The sequence below is a fragment of the Pseudomonas sp. GW456-12-1-14-TSB6 genome (assembly GCF_059424205.1).
This window is the reverse complement of record NZ_JBWKZE010000004.1, coordinates 260,460-274,499: the sequence shown is the minus strand read 5'-3', so window position 1 is coordinate 274,499 and position 14,040 is coordinate 260,460. Positions and strand designations below refer to the sequence as shown.

Annotated in this window: 12 protein-coding genes; 1 reads left to right on the top strand and 11 read right to left on the bottom strand. The window is 62.1% G+C overall.

Annotated elements, in window-relative coordinates; genetic code table 11:
- Nucleotides 1-84 precede the first annotated feature (84 nt).
- From hutH (AC07Y2_RS05850) to hutC, 9 genes are all read right to left on the bottom strand, one after another.
- Nucleotides 85-1,617 (bottom strand): histidine ammonia-lyase, encoded by a 1,533-nt coding sequence (gene hutH / locus AC07Y2_RS05850; RefSeq protein WP_085647999.1) that lies wholly within the window; start codon nucleotides 1,615-1,617, stop codon nucleotides 85-87.
- A gap of 117 nt (nucleotides 1,618-1,734) precedes the next feature.
- Nucleotides 1,735-3,258: a histidine ammonia-lyase gene (hutH, locus tag AC07Y2_RS05845; protein WP_103385605.1), complete on the bottom strand. Its 1,524-nt coding sequence runs from the start codon at nucleotides 3,256-3,258 to the stop codon at nucleotides 1,735-1,737.
- A 181-nt stretch (nucleotides 3,259-3,439) separates the two neighbouring features.
- Nucleotides 3,440-4,270 carry a quaternary amine ABC transporter ATP-binding protein gene (locus AC07Y2_RS05840; protein ID WP_103385604.1) on the bottom strand — a complete coding sequence of 277 codons (831 nt, stop codon included), beginning with the start codon at nucleotides 4,268-4,270 and terminating at the stop codon, nucleotides 3,440-3,442.
- The gene (locus AC07Y2_RS05835) at nucleotides 4,267-5,118 is read right to left on the bottom strand and encodes an ABC transporter permease (protein WP_007952475.1); all 852 of its coding nucleotides are present in this window, start codon (nucleotides 5,116-5,118) and stop codon (nucleotides 4,267-4,269) included. Before AC07Y2_RS05835 ends, AC07Y2_RS05840 begins: the two co-directional genes overlap by 4 nt.
- A gap of 84 nt (nucleotides 5,119-5,202) precedes the next feature.
- Complete coding sequence (locus tag AC07Y2_RS05830; RefSeq protein WP_039764723.1) at nucleotides 5,203-6,171, bottom strand: ABC transporter substrate-binding protein; 969 nt, start codon at nucleotides 6,169-6,171, stop codon at nucleotides 5,203-5,205.
- A gap of 70 nt (nucleotides 6,172-6,241) precedes the next feature.
- A complete protein-coding gene (locus tag AC07Y2_RS05825) occupies nucleotides 6,242-7,714 on the bottom strand; it encodes a purine-cytosine permease family protein (protein WP_074689534.1) in 1,473 nt (490 codons plus the stop codon).
- A gap of 77 nt (nucleotides 7,715-7,791) precedes the next feature.
- Entirely contained in the window at nucleotides 7,792-9,474 is a 1,683-nt protein-coding gene (hutU, locus tag AC07Y2_RS05820) for a urocanate hydratase (RefSeq protein ID WP_064382814.1), read from the bottom strand.
- A gap of 507 nt (nucleotides 9,475-9,981) precedes the next feature.
- Nucleotides 9,982-10,551, bottom strand: a complete 570-nt coding sequence (locus AC07Y2_RS05815) for a HutD/Ves family protein (RefSeq protein ID WP_039764717.1) — start codon at nucleotides 10,549-10,551, stop codon at nucleotides 9,982-9,984.
- Nucleotides 10,548-11,258 (bottom strand): histidine utilization transcriptional repressor HutC, encoded by a 711-nt coding sequence (gene hutC / locus AC07Y2_RS05810; protein ID WP_170844914.1) that lies wholly within the window; start codon nucleotides 11,256-11,258, stop codon nucleotides 10,548-10,550. The genes AC07Y2_RS05815 and hutC overlap by 4 nt, the downstream gene beginning before the upstream one ends.
- A 145-nt stretch (nucleotides 11,259-11,403) precedes the next feature.
- Between hutC and AC07Y2_RS05805 the strand changes: the two genes are divergently transcribed.
- Nucleotides 11,404-12,768 (top strand): formimidoylglutamate deiminase, encoded by a 1,365-nt coding sequence (locus AC07Y2_RS05805; RefSeq protein ID WP_064592855.1) that lies wholly within the window; start codon nucleotides 11,404-11,406, stop codon nucleotides 12,766-12,768.
- 138 nt (nucleotides 12,769-12,906) lie between these two features.
- On the opposite strand, the gene AC07Y2_RS05800 is transcribed toward AC07Y2_RS05805, so the two are convergent.
- On the bottom strand, nucleotides 12,907-13,476 hold the full coding sequence (locus AC07Y2_RS05800) for a lipocalin family protein (protein ID WP_039764712.1): 570 nt from the start codon (nucleotides 13,474-13,476) through the stop codon (nucleotides 12,907-12,909).
- A 31-nt stretch (nucleotides 13,477-13,507) separates the two neighbouring features.
- Nucleotides 13,508-13,762, bottom strand: coding sequence for a hypothetical protein (locus AC07Y2_RS05795; RefSeq protein ID WP_007952486.1), 255 nt, complete (start codon nucleotides 13,760-13,762; stop codon nucleotides 13,508-13,510).
- Between the last annotated feature and the right edge of the window lie 278 nt (nucleotides 13,763-14,040).

The window sequence follows — 14,040 nt, the reverse complement described above, 5'->3', positions numbered from 1 at the left end:
TGCAGCCCGTGACGCTCCGCGTCACTGGACGCGGAGCGTCCCTTGAGGCATTCCCACGCAGAGCGTGGGAACGATCAGTAGTGGTTAAAGGCTAGGCAGCAGTTTCGCCGGAACCAGCTCCGTCAGCACCCGCGAAGCCAGCAGTTCGGTCGCTGCATTGATATCCGGCGCGAAGAAGCGGTCCTTCTCGTAGAACGGCACTTCGCGACGCAGAATCCCTCGGGCCTGTTCCAGTTTGGTCGAAGTCTTCAGGCCGTTGCGCAGGTCCAGGCCCTGCACCGCCGCCAGCCATTCCACCGCGAGAATCCCTCGGGTGTTCTCGGCCATTTCCCACAGGCGCTTGCCAGCGGCCGGGGCCATCGAAACGTGGTCTTCCTGGTTGGCGGAAGTCGGCAGGCTGTCCACCGAATGCGGATGGGACAGCGCCTTGTTTTCGCTGGCCAGGGCCGCAGCGGTCACCTGGGCGATCATGAAGCCGGAGTTCACGCCTCCGTTGGCGACGAGGAACGGCGGCAGCTGCGACATGTGCTTGTCCATCATCAGCGAGATACGGCGCTCGCTCAGGGAACCGATTTCGGCAATGGCCAGCGCCATGTTGTCAGCGGCCATGGCCACTGGTTCGGCGTGGAAGTTGCCGCCGGAAATCACGTCGCCTTCGGCCGCGAACACCAGCGGGTTGTCGGATACGGCGTTGGCTTCGATGGCCAGCACTTCGGCGGCCTGACGGAACTGGGTCAGGCACGCGCCCATGACTTGCGGCTGGCAACGCAGCGAGTACGGGTCCTGCACCTTTTCGCAGTTCTGGTGCGAGTCGGAGACTTCGCTGCGCTCGCCCAGCAGATCGCGGTAAGCGGCAGCGGCGTCGATCTGGCCTTTCTGGCCACGGGCGGCGTGGATGCGCGCATCGAACGGCGAACGCGAGCCCAGCACCGCTTCCACCGTCAGACCGCCCAGCGCCAGCGCGCCGGCGAACAGGTCTTCACCTTCGAACAGACCACGCAGCGCGAATGCGGTGGAAACCTGAGTACCGTTGAGCAGCGCCAGACCTTCTTTGGCCGCCAGGGTCAGCGGGGTCAGACCGGCGACTTTCAGCGCTTCGGTCGCTTCCATCCACTCGCCCTTGTAGCGCGCCTTGCCCTCACCCAGCAGCACCAGCGACATGTGCGCCAGCGGCGCGAGGTCACCGGATGCACCGACCGAGCCTTTCAACGGAATGTGCGGATAGACCTCGGCGTTGATCAACGCGATCAGCGCATCGATCACTACGCGACGAATCCCGGAGAAACCACGGCTGAGGCTGTTGACCTTGAGCACCATGATCAGGCGCACCAGCTCATCGCTGATCGGCTGGCCGACGCCGGCGGCGTGGGACAGCACCAGCGAGCGCTGTAGGTTTTCCAGGTCTTCGCTGGCGATGCGAGTCGAGGCCAGCAGGCCGAAACCGGTGTTGATGCCGTAGGCGGTGCGGTTTTCCGCGAGGATCTGCTCGACGCAGGCCACGCTGGCTTCGATCTGCGCGCTGGCGCTGTTGTCGAGGGTCAGCTTGACCGGGTTCTGATAAACGTCACGCAGTTGGGCCAGGCTCAGTTGGCCGGGGATCAGGTTCAGCGCAGTCATCTTGTGCTCCTTTTGAGAGTTTATTGTTAACTCGCCAGACGCTCCGGAGATGTCCGTTGTCCGTCGCGTCTGCCCTTTTGGGGAGCCGCGCCTTGGCACGCTGGCGTGGGTAGTTTTTCAGTGCAAATTCGGTAATGCGTTGTGCAGCAGATCCGTGTCTTTCAGAACGCTTGCGGCAGCGGCGATGTCCGGCGCCAGCCAGCGATCCTGATCATAGGCCGGGACTTTTTCACGCAGCAGTCGCCAGGCGATATCGGTGCCCGCGCCGAAGCGCTGCTCCTTGAGAAATTCAAACGCCTGTGCCGCCAGCAGGTACTCGATGGCGAGGATCTGCGTGCAGTTTTCCAGCGCGCGATGCAGCTTCAGCGCGGCGTTGGTGCCCATGCTCAGATGGTCTTCCTGCAGGCCCGAGGTGACGTAGTTGTCGAGCACCGCCGGCTGCGCCAACTGGCGGTTTTCCGCGCACAGCGACGCGGCGACGTATTGCACGATCATCATCCCGGAGTTCACCCCCGGATTGGCCACCAGAAACGCCGGCAGACCGCTGACGTGCGGGTTGATCAGGCGATCCAGACGCCGCTCGGCAATCGAGCCGATTTCAGCCATCGCAATCGCCAGCAGATCCGCCGCCAGCGCCACCGATTGCCCGTGCGGGTTGGCCTGGGACATGACACGGAAGTCATCCGGCGTGCCCAGCAGCAACGGGTTGTCGGTGCAGCCGTTGAGCTCGGTTTCGATCTGTTTGATCGCGTGTTCCAGTTGATCGCGGGCGGCGCCGTGCACCTGCGGGATCGAGCGGATGCTCAAGGCATCCTGAGTGCGAATGCCTTTGCTCGCGGCGATCACTTCGCTGCCATCGAGCAAGGCGCGCAGATTGACGCCGACCTGCTGCATGCCCGGATGCGGTTTGAGCGCAATGATCTCGGCATCGAACGCGGCGATCTGACCGCGCTGGGCTTCGAAACTCATGGCGCCAATCACATCGGCCCATTGCAGCAGACGTGTGGCGTCGGCAATCGCCAGGCAACCGAGGCCGGTCATGCACGGCGTACCGTTGACCAGGCACAGACCGTCCTTCGCCCCGAGCTGCACCGGTTGCAGGCCCTCTTCGGCCAGCGCCTGCTGTGCAGACACGATCTGCCCGCGATAGCTGACATTGCCCACGCCCAGCAGCGCGATGCCGATGTGGGCCATGTGGGTCAGGTAACCCACCGAACCCTGGGACGGCACTTGCGGGGTGATGCCGCGATTGAGCAGCGCCAGCAGCGCTTCGACCACCCGGCGATGAATGCCGGATTTGCCGTGGCTGTAGTTGCGGATCGCAGCGCACAGGATGGCGCGGGTCTGCTCGTCGGCCAGTACCGGACCGACGCCGCAGGCATGGCTGAGCAAGGTGTTGCGCGACAGCTGGCTGAGCTGTTCGTCTTTCAGCGAGACGTTGCACAGCGCACCGAGCCCGGTGTTCACGCCATAGGCGCGCTCGCCGCTGGCGACGATGCGCTGGACGATGCCCTGCGCGTTTTCAATGCGCGCCCAGGTCTGCGCCGACAGCTCGAGCTGCGCGCCGTGACGAGCGACTGCGACCACATCCTGCCAACGCATCGGGGCGTCGGCGATAACGATTTTTTCAGCCTGGGACATCTAAAACCTCATTAACCTGATCGTTCCCATGCTCTGCGTGGGAATGCCGCCTGGGACGCTCCGCGTCCCGCTCTCACCGCAAGACTCAAGTCCTGCGCAATGGTGACGCGGAGCGTCACGGTATGCATTCCTACGCAGACGGTTCGACGCCTCGACGTGGGAACGAGCCTGCCGTAAACCTTTAAACCACCGCCGCCCGCCGCTGCACGAAACGGTCGACATACTCGTCCGCCGGCGAATGCAGGATCTCTTTCGGCGTGCCGACCTGGATCAGGCGGCCGTCCTTGAGGATCGCGATGCGGTTGCCGATGCGCACGGCCTCGTCGAGGTCGTGGGTGATGAAGACGATGGTCTTGTGCAGGGTCTTTTGCAGCTCCAGCAACTGGTCCTGCATCTCGGCGCGGATCAGCGGATCCAGCGCACTGAACGCTTCGTCCATCAGGATGATGTCGGTGTCCGCCGCCAATGCCCGGGCCAGACCCACACGCTGGCGCATGCCGCCGGAGAGCTGGTGCGGGTATTTGTTTTCGTAGCCCTTGAGGCCCACGGTGTTGATCCAGTGCAACGCGCGTTCGGCGCACAGCTGCTTGGTCTCGCCGCGCACTTTCAGGCCGTAGGCGACGTTGTCGAGCACGGTCTTGTGCGGCAGCAGACCGAAGCTCTGGAACACCATGCTGATCTTGTGCCGGCGAAATTCGCGCAGGGCTTCCATGTCGTATTGCAGGATGTCCACGCCGTCCACCAGGATCGCGCCGCTGGTCGGGTCGATCAGGCGGTTGAAGTGGCGCACCAGGGTCGATTTGCCGGAGCCGGACAGGCCCATGATCACGAAAATCTCGCCGGTGCCGATGCTCAGGGACAAGTCGTTGACCCCGACCACGCAACCGGTTTCGTTCAGCACCTGATCCTTGGTCTTGCCCTGGCCGACCATCGTCAGTGCATCCTTGGCGCGGTTGCCGAAAATCTTGAAGACGTTTTTGACTTCGATCTTGCTCACGGTTGCGTTGCTCATTTGCTCACCTCATGCCGTGGCCGACCATACGCCTGGGTAATGCGGTCGATGACCACTGCGAGAATCACGATCGCCAGACCGGCTTCCAGGCCGCGTCCGACGTTGAGGGTCTGAATGCCCACCAGCACATCTTCACCCAGGCCACGGGCGCCGATCATCGAGGCGATTACCACCATCGACAGGGCCATCATGGTGGTCTGGTTGATCCCGGCCATGATGCTCGGCAGGGCCAGCGGCAGTTGCACGCCGAACAGTTGCTGCCAGCGGTTGGCACCGAAGGCGTTGATCGCTTCCATCACTTCGCCGTCGACCTGGCGGATGCCCAGATCGGTCAGGCGGATCAGCGGCGGCGCGGCGTAGATCACGGTGGCGAAAATCGCCGGCACCTTGCCCAGGCCGAACAGCATCAGCACCGGAATCAGGTACACGAAGCTCGGCATGGTCTGCATGATGTCGAGCAGCGGCATCAGCACCGAACGCAGGCGATTGCTGCGCGCCGAGAGAATCCCCAGCGGTACGCCGATCAGCACCGAAATGACCGTCGCCACCATCATCAGCGCGAGGGTCTGCATCAACTTGTCCCACAGGCCGACGGCGCCGACCAGGAACAACAGACCGACGATCACGGCGGTGGTCACGACTTTGCGCGTCGCATGCCAGGCCACGACGCCGACGATGGCCAGCATCAACCACCACGGCGCGGCGCGCAGCAGGCCTTCAAGATTGACGATGGCCCACAGCAGGGTGTCGGAGATATGGCGGAACACATCGCCGTAGTTGGTGACCAGCGCATCGACCCAACCGTTGACCCAGTCGGCGATGGAAAAGGTAAAGCTTTCGGGAAACATAAGCGGCTCTCAATCAGGAAACTCAATCAAGCGATTGCGGCGAACACCCCGGCCAGCCTCTCGGTTGGCCGGGAGGAATTCGACCTACAGCGCCGCGTCGATTTTCTTGGCAGCGTCTTCACTCACCCACGCATGCCAGACCTCAGGATGTTCCTTGAGGAAGATTTTCGCCAGTTTTGGCGACTCGATACGTTCCTTCGCCATGCGGCCCAGGTTCTGGTTCAGCAGGTCGATCGGCAGGTTGACCTTTTCCAGCACGGCCACCAGTTCCGGCGCTTGCTCATGGAAGGTCTTGGACAGACCGACCTTGATGGTCACGGTCTTGTCGACGCCCGGTTTTTCTTCCAGTTTCACTGCGTCGATCTGGCCCATCAGCGGGGTTGGCGACCAGTAGTAGAACAGGATCGGCTCGCCACGCTTGTAGCTCGACAGCACCGCCGCATCCAGCGCTGGACCTGTGCCCGGACGGAAGTTGGTGTAGCTGTTTTCCAGGCCGTAGCTTTTCAGCATTTCGCTGTTGTCCAGCTCGCAGGTCCAGCCGGCCGGGCAGTTGTAGAAGCGGCCCTTGGAAGGCTCTTCGGCGTCCTTGAAGATGGCGGCGTATTTGCCCAGGTCGGCGATGTTTTTCAGGTCCGGCGCCTTGGCTTCGATCTTGCGTTTGGCGTCGCCTTCGATCACGTAGCGCGGCACGTACCAGCCTTCGATCGCACCCACCACCGGGGCGCCGACACCGACGACCTTGCCGGCCTTCTCGGCCTTGTTCCAGACCTCGCTGCGGCCGACCCATTCTTCGGCGAAGATCTGGATGTCGTTGCTGCTCAGGGCGTTCTCCATGGTGATGGAGTTGCCCGGCAGGCTGTCGGTCTTGCAGTCGTAACCTTTTTCCAGCACCACTTGCAGAACGTCGGTCAGCAGCATGCCGCTTTCCCAGTTCAGGCCGGCGAATTTCACCGGTTTGCCGGACTCGCACCAGCCAGCGGCCTGGGTCGCGCCGGCGCTGGCCAGCAGGCCCATGGAAAGCAAGGTGGTCAGCAGGGTCTTGTTCGATTTCATTGTTGTGACGCTCCTAATCATGAATTGGCTTACGGCAGTCAAGAGGCATCCAGCCCTGTCCACGTCCAAATCAGGCCTGCGCCGCAGCGCGACCGGCCCCGCTTGTTTTAGGTTGTACAACGCTGTCCTGCTCGACGGGCAGAATCAGTCGATCGGGTACGGTGCCGTGCCATTTTTTCGCGCAGACGTAGTACAGCGCTGCGGGCAGCACGAGACCGATGATCCAGGAAATATCCACATCCCCCAGGGCCGCCACCAATGGACCGGTATAGAACTTGGTGGAAATGAACGGCAGTTGCACCAGCACCCCGAACACGTAAACGCTGATACCGAGGATGTTCCAGCGGCCGTAGCGACCGTTCGGATCCGCCAGTGCCGGCACGTCGTAGCGCTCGCGGGTGATGCAGTAGTAGTCCACCAGGTTGATCGCACTCCACGGCGTGAAGAACGCCAGCAGGAACAGGATGAAGGACTTGAACGCACCGAGGAACGAATGCTGGCCGAGCAGTGCGATCAGGGTCGCCGCGCCGACGATCACCAGCACGAACACCAGACGCTGCATGCGGGTGACCGTCAGGTGGCCACGGAAGCCGCTGATGATGGTCGCGATGCACATGAAGCTGCCGTAGGAGTTCAGGGTGGAGATGGTGACCTTGCCGAACGCGATGCTGAAATACAGCAGCGCGGCGGTGGCACCGGTCCCGCCCAGACCGACGATGTAGGCGACTTCATGACCGGCGAATTGCCCGTTGGCCGAAGCGGCCGCGAACACACCGAGGATCATCGCCACCTGCGCACCAATCACCGAACCGGCACCGGCGGCGAAGAAGGTTTTCACCGAAGACACCTTGCTCGGCAGGTAACGCGAGTAGTCCGCCACGTAAGGGCCGAAAGCGATCTGCCAGGAGGCCGCGAGCGACACCGCCAGCAGGAAACTGCTCCAGCTGAAGTGACGAATTTCCAGAAGTGCGCCGACGTCCACCTGACTCATCAGACGGCTGAACAGGTACACGAAAGCAATCACGCCGATGGCACTGGCGATGCGGCCGATCCAGTGAATCACCCGATAGCCAAGCACCGTGACCACGACGATGACGCTGGCGAAAAGCAGGATGCCAACGGTATCGCTGACCCCGAACAACTGGCCCAGCGCCTGACCGGACAACACGGTACCGGTGGCGGTGAAGCCGAGGTACATCAGGCACACCAGCACGATCGGAATCGCCGCGCCGTAGACGCCGAACTGCACCCGGCTGGAAATCATCTGCGGCAGGCCAAGCTTCGGCCCTTGCGCTGCGTGCAGCGCCATCACCCCGCCGCCCAGCAATTGACCGATCAGCAGACCGATCAACGACCAGAACACATCGCCGCCCAGCACCACGGCCAGGGCCCCGGTGACAATCGCGGTGATTTGCAGGTTGGCACCCATCCACAGGGTGAACTGACTGAACAGACGACCGTGTCTTTCCGCTTCCGGGATGTAGTCGATCGAACGCCTTTCGATCAACGGTTTACTGCCTGCACGATCGGTGTTGCCCGCCATGATTCAACCTCTGTGGATTGTTCTGGTTATTGTTGTTGTGGCCCTGTGGGAGCGAGGGTGCCCGCTCCCGCAGATGTTCACTTGCCGGTGATCATCGGCAGGTTCAGCCCTTGTTCCTTGGCGCAGTCGATGGCGATCTGGTAACCGGCATCGGCGTGACGCATGACGCCGGTGCCCGGGTCGTTGTGCAGCACGCGAGCGATACGCTCGGCCGCTTCGTCAGTACCGTCGCAGACAATCACCATGCCCGAGTGCTGGGAGAAGCCCATGCCGACGCCGCCGCCGTGGTGCAGGGACACCCAGGTCGCACCGCTCGCGGTGTTCAGCAGCGCGTTGAGCAGCGGCCAGTCGGAGACGGCATCGGAGCCATCCTGCATCGACTCGGTTTCACGGTTCGGACTGGAGACCGAGCCGGAGTCGAGGTGGTCGCGACCGATCACGATCGGCGCCGACAGCTCGCCGCTGCGCACCATTTCGTTGAACGCCAGACCGAGCTTGGCGCGCAGGCCCAGGCCGACCCAGCAGATACGCGCCGGCAGACCCTGGAAGCTGATGCGCTCACGCGCCATGTCCAGCCAGTTGTGCAGGTGGGCGTCGTCCGGGATCAGTTCTTTGACTTTGGCGTCGGTCTTGTAGATGTCCTGCGGATCACCCGACAGTGCAGCCCAGCGGAACGGGCCGATGCCACGGCAGAACAGCGGACGGATGTAGGCCGGTACGAAGCCTGGGAAATCGAATGCGTTTTCGACGCCTTCTTCCTGAGCCATCTGACGGATGTTGTTGCCGTAGTCGAAGGTCGGCACGCCCATCTTCTGGAAGTCGAGCATGGCTTTGACGTGGACGGCCATCGATTGCTTGGCGGCCTTGACCACAGCGGCTGGCTCGGTCTTGGCGCGGGCGCGGTATTCGTCCCAGGTCCAGCCGGCCGGCAGGTAACCGTTGAGCGGGTCGTGGGCGCTGGTCTGGTCGGTGACCATGTCCGGGCGCACGCCGCGCTTGACCAGTTCCGGAAGGATTTCAGCGGCGTTGCCGCACAGGGCGATGGAAACCGCCTTGCCTTCGGAGGTGTATTTGGCGATGCGGGCCAGCGCGTCGTCGAGGTCTTTGGCCTGCTCGTCGACGTAGCGGGTCTTGAGGCGGAAATCGATGCTGATCTGCTGGCATTCGATGTTCAGCGAGCAGGCACCGGCGAGGGTCGCGGCCAGTGGCTGGGCGCCGCCCATGCCGCCGAGGCCGGCGGTCAGCACCCATTTGCCGGTGAGGTTGTCGTTGTAGTGCTGGCGACCGGCTTCAACGAAGGTTTCGTAGGTGCCCTGGACGATGCCCTGGCTGCCGATGTAGATCCAGCTGCCGGCGGTCATCTGGCCGTACATGGCCAGGCCTTTGGCGTCGAGTTCGTTGAAGTGTTCCCAGGTTGCCCAGTGTGGCACCAGGTTGGAGTTGGCGATCAGTACGCGTGGGGCGTTGCTGTGGGTCTTGAACACGCCGACCGGCTTGCCCGATTGCACCAGCAGAGTTTCGTCTTCGTTGAGGTTGGTCAGGCTCTCGACGATCTTGTCGTAGCACTCCCAGTTACGCGCAGCGCGACCGATGCCACCGTAGACCACCAGTTCTTTCGGGTTCTCGGCGACTTCCGGGTCGAGGTTGTTCATCAGCATGCGCAGCGGCGCTTCGGTCAGCCAGCTCTTGGCGGTCAGCTTGTTGCCGCGGGCGGCGCGGATTTCGACGTCACGGAATTTAGTGCGGTTGTTGTCAGTCACGAAAAAGACTCCTCAGCGATCAATTCAAACCAACCCTGGCAGTGGGCAAGCAGCCTGTGCGCATCAGTGCGCGACAAGCGAATCAGTGGACGCTGCGGAGAGTCTCGTTCGACTCATACGCATACGTCTTTACTTGTACATACAAGCATATGCAATCAAGCGGCCAACTTGTTGGAGGGTCATTCAACAAAAATCCCGGACAGGGCTGGAGAGCGCCTGAATCAAGGGCTCTGGCGTCCATGAAATTTTTCGCGGGGTGGATAGAGGGTGGCGAGAGGTTGTTACGGAAACGTGGTTCTGCGCCACGCTGGGGCGTTCGGTAACAAGTTGGTGCGCATTTCGGGAACGTCGGGACGAAAAAAAACCGCTGCTTTAAAAGCAGCGGTTTTTGATCGTTCCCACGCTCTGCGTGGGAATGCATTCCGTGACGCTCTGCGTCACAAAGCGGACGCGGAGCGTCCATGGCGGCATTCCCACGCGGAGCGTGGGAACGATCAGAAGGGAGGATCAGCGCGGGGACAGCTCGATCACGCAGCAGCCGGCATTGACGGCAATCTCGGTCAGCCCGGTATTACCGTCCAGTTGCAGGCAGTCATGGCGGCCGAGTTGCGACGCACTGTCACCGACCGTGACCTCCAGCAGTTCGCTGATGCTGAAGACCAGCACGGTGCTCGCCGAACTGAAAAACCGCTGTTCGCCGTCCAGCCATTGCAGGCGTGCGCTGTAACGCTGGGGCGAGTAGATCAGGTTGAAGTCGCGGATTGCGCCACCGAGCAAGGTGCAGGACACCTGGCTCTCGCCGCTGAAGGCAAACGGGTCGAGGGGTAACAACGGCCGGGTATCGTCGCCGTCGACACAAAGGGTCATGCCGTCACCCTGCAACACCGTGATGACCCGCTGGTAACCGGCGAAGGTCGAAAAGCCGCCGGATTCGGCGATGTCGGCAATCGACAGGCGCCAGCCAAAACCGTCGAGGCCGGCGCCGGCGTCACGGGTGATTTCCTCGGTGCTGCCGCCGCCGTTTTTCCACGGCATGCGCGGGTAGCCTTCGGCGCGTAATACCTTCAACTCTTTCATTTATGAAACCGACCTTCCAGACGATGACGAGAACCGGGGTGAATCAGGCGTGCCGCCGTCACCGGCTGACGACCCGACCAGGTACGACGACGGATCAACAGGCACGGCTCGCCTTTTTCGATCTGCAGCAATTTGCATTCGGACGCTTCGGCGAGGATCGCTTCGACCACGTGCTCGCCTTCGGTCAGCGGCGCGACCTGGTTCAGATAGGCGTAAGGCGTTTGCAGGGTGAAGTCCTGCTTGAGGTATTCCGGGGCGACCAGCGCGTTGACGAAGCGGTCTTCGATCTGCACCGGAATGTCGTTTTCGTAATGCACGATCAGCGAGTGAAAGACCTTCTGTCCTTCGCGCATGTCCAGCGCCAGCGCGCGTTCGGAACCGGCAGCCTCTTCTTCCAGAGTGATTACCTGACAGGTGTGGCGATGGCCACGGGAGGCGATTTCGTCGGCGATGTTGTGCACTTCGAACAGCGCGGACTGGCTCTTCGGTTCAGCAACGAAAGTGCCGACGCCTTGCATGCGCACCAGCAGACCGTCGGCGGTCATTTCCCGCAGTGCGCGGTTGATAGTCATGCGGCTGAAACCCAGCTGGCTGACCAGCTCGCTTTCCGACGGCACGCGGTAATGGGGCGGCCAGTTACCGCTGTCGATCTGCTGGGTGATCATCTGTTTGACGCGGGCGTACAAGGGCGCCGGACTGTCGCCCATGTTCGCGGCCAACGGGGAGACTGGAGGCGGAGTCGGCACGGTGGATCCCTGTTCATTGGTGAAAGTGGCTAGCTTGCCGGAGTTTACCGGGCAGGCAAACGTCTGTATATGTATATACAAATAACACACGATGGGGTGCTGAACCATGTCCGCCTTCTTTGCCGAACGCGCGCTGCTGCCTAACGGATGGGCCAACAATGTACGTCTCGAGGTCAGCGCCGATGGCGTTTTGACCCGAATCCAGGCCGATTCCACCGCAGATGGCGCCGAACGGTTGAGCGGTCCGCTGCTGCCGGGGATGCCGAATCTGCACTCCCACGCGTTCCAGCGAGCGATGGCGGGACTGGCGGAAGTGGCCGGCAATCCCAACGACAGTTTCTGGACCTGGCGCGATCTGATGTACCGGCTCGTCGGAAAAATCAGCCCCGACCAGCTCGGTGTGATCGCCCGTCAGCTGTACATCGAAATGCTCAAGGCCGGTTACACCTCGGTCGCCGAATTCCATTACGTCCACCACGATAACAACGGCCAGCCTTACGCCGACCCGGCCGAGCTGGCGTTACGCATCAGCCAGGCGGCCAGCTCGGCCGGCATCGGTCTGACGTTACTTCCCGTGCTCTACAGCCACAGCGGTTTCGGCGGCCAGACGCCGAACGAAGGCCAGCGCCGTTTCATCAACAGCACCGAAAGTTACCTGAAGCTGCAATCGCGTCTGCAACCGTTGCTGGCACAGCAAAAGGCGCAGTCGCTGGGCCTGTGCTTCCACTCGTTGCGCGCAGTCACGCCGCAGCAGATCAGCGAAGTACTGGCGGCCAGCGACCAGCAATGCCCGGTGCACATCCACATCGCCGAGCAGCAGAAGGAAGTCGATGACTGCCTGAGCTGGAGCGGTCGTCGCCCGCTGCAATGGCTGTACGAAAACACCGAAGTCGATCAGCGCTGGTGCCTGGTGCACGCGACCCACGCCAACCCGGAAGAAGTCACGCTGATGGCCAAGAGTCGCGCCATCGCCGGCCTGTGCCTGACCACCGAGGCCAACCTCGGCGACGGGATATTCCCGGCGGTGGATTTCCTCGCTCAGGGCGGGCGCATGGGGATCGGCTCCGACAGCCATGTGTCGTTGAGCGTGGTAGAGGAATTGCGTTGGCTGGAATACGGCCAGCGTCTGCGCGATCAGCGGCGCAATCGCTTGTATGGCGCGGATCAGCCGATGGTTGGCCGTACGCTGTATGACGCGGCGCTGGATGGAGGTGCTCAGGCGCTGGGCCAGCCGATCGGCGCGCTGGAAGTCGGCAAGCGTGCCGACTGGATTGTGCTCGATGGCAGCGATCCCTATCTGGCCACGGCCAGCGGTGACGGGATTCTCAATCGCTGGCTGTTTGCCGGTGGCGATCGTCAGGTGCGCGACGTGCTGGTCAACGGTCAGTGGGTCGTGCGCGAGGGGCGACATGCCGGGGAGGAGGACAGCAATCGCGCCTTCACCCAGGTCCTGCGAGAGCTTTTGGGCTGACACAAAACCTCTGTTACTGATCGTTCCCACGCTCTGCGTGGGAATGCAGCCCGGGACGCTCCGCGTCCCAAAAGCGGACGCAGAGCGTCCATTGAGGCATTCCCACGCGGAGCGTGGGAACGATCAGAACAGGAGAAGTCAGTTGGACGTTTTGGCCATCTGCTGATCCGACGCCCGCCAGATCAGACGCGTGGTGTCATAACCCTGCTGGCGCGCCTTGCTCAGCAGTTCCTCACGCACCACACCGTTGACGGTCGGCGTGCGGGACAACAGCCACAGGTAGCGACGACTCGGGTCGCCCACGAGGGCGGTCTTGTAGTCATCGCTGACGTACAGCACCCAGTATTGACCCTTCGCCACACCCGGAATCAGGCGCGAGAACCAGGTATCGAACTCGACCCACAGCTTGTCGGTCTTGCCCGGCACCTGTGGATAAGCCGTGCCTTTGACCTCTTCCCACTTCCAGTCTGCCGTCAGACAGCGGTTGTACACCGCGATATTGCCGTCGGGCTTGAGCGAGTAACGGGCTTCGGATTGCGCGCAATTGCGCTGGAAATACATCGGCAGACGCGCCAGCTCGTACCAGGTGCCCTGGTAACGCTTGAGATTGACACTGTTGACCGTCTTCGGCGCCAGCGGATCTTCACCGGACGTGGCGCAGCCAGCCAATACCAGGCCGGCAAAAAGGACAAGCAATAACCGCTTCATTGTTTTTCTCCCGTGGGCGCGAAGCCCCGGTTTACTTCAGGCCTTGGCCGGAAAACATCAGCACTTTGTCACCGGCGTACTGCACGCTGATAAAGCTGTTCTTGTCGCCCCAGGTGCAACTGGACATGCCCAACGCGCCCGAGCAATCGGTGGGCTTGCCGAGCAGCGTCTCGACTTCGGCCTTGGCCATGCCGGCCGAGAGCTTCGAATAGTTTTCCTGATTGACCTTGCTGCATGCGGCCAACAGCACGCAAAACGACAGAAGGGCGATAGATCGCAGCGACATGGTGTAACTCCTGGAGCGGAAGGGGGATGGCCTGGCGCCAACCAGAAGCTTAGAAGAGAAAACCCCTGTCTGGTTCCCTGGCAGACCGGCTATTTGTTCGCCCGCTCGTCCGGCATTCATCGGTAAATCAGACACTTTGTGGGGCTATTGAGCATTTCGTCGACTTTCACAAAAGCCGCCTAATCTTTGGCGCGCCACGGTCGAAATAAGAGCAGCGCAAAGCCCGATAGTGTGGCAAATTGCCGCCCTTTCTTGACCAGCCCCTTCGCGGTAGCTCT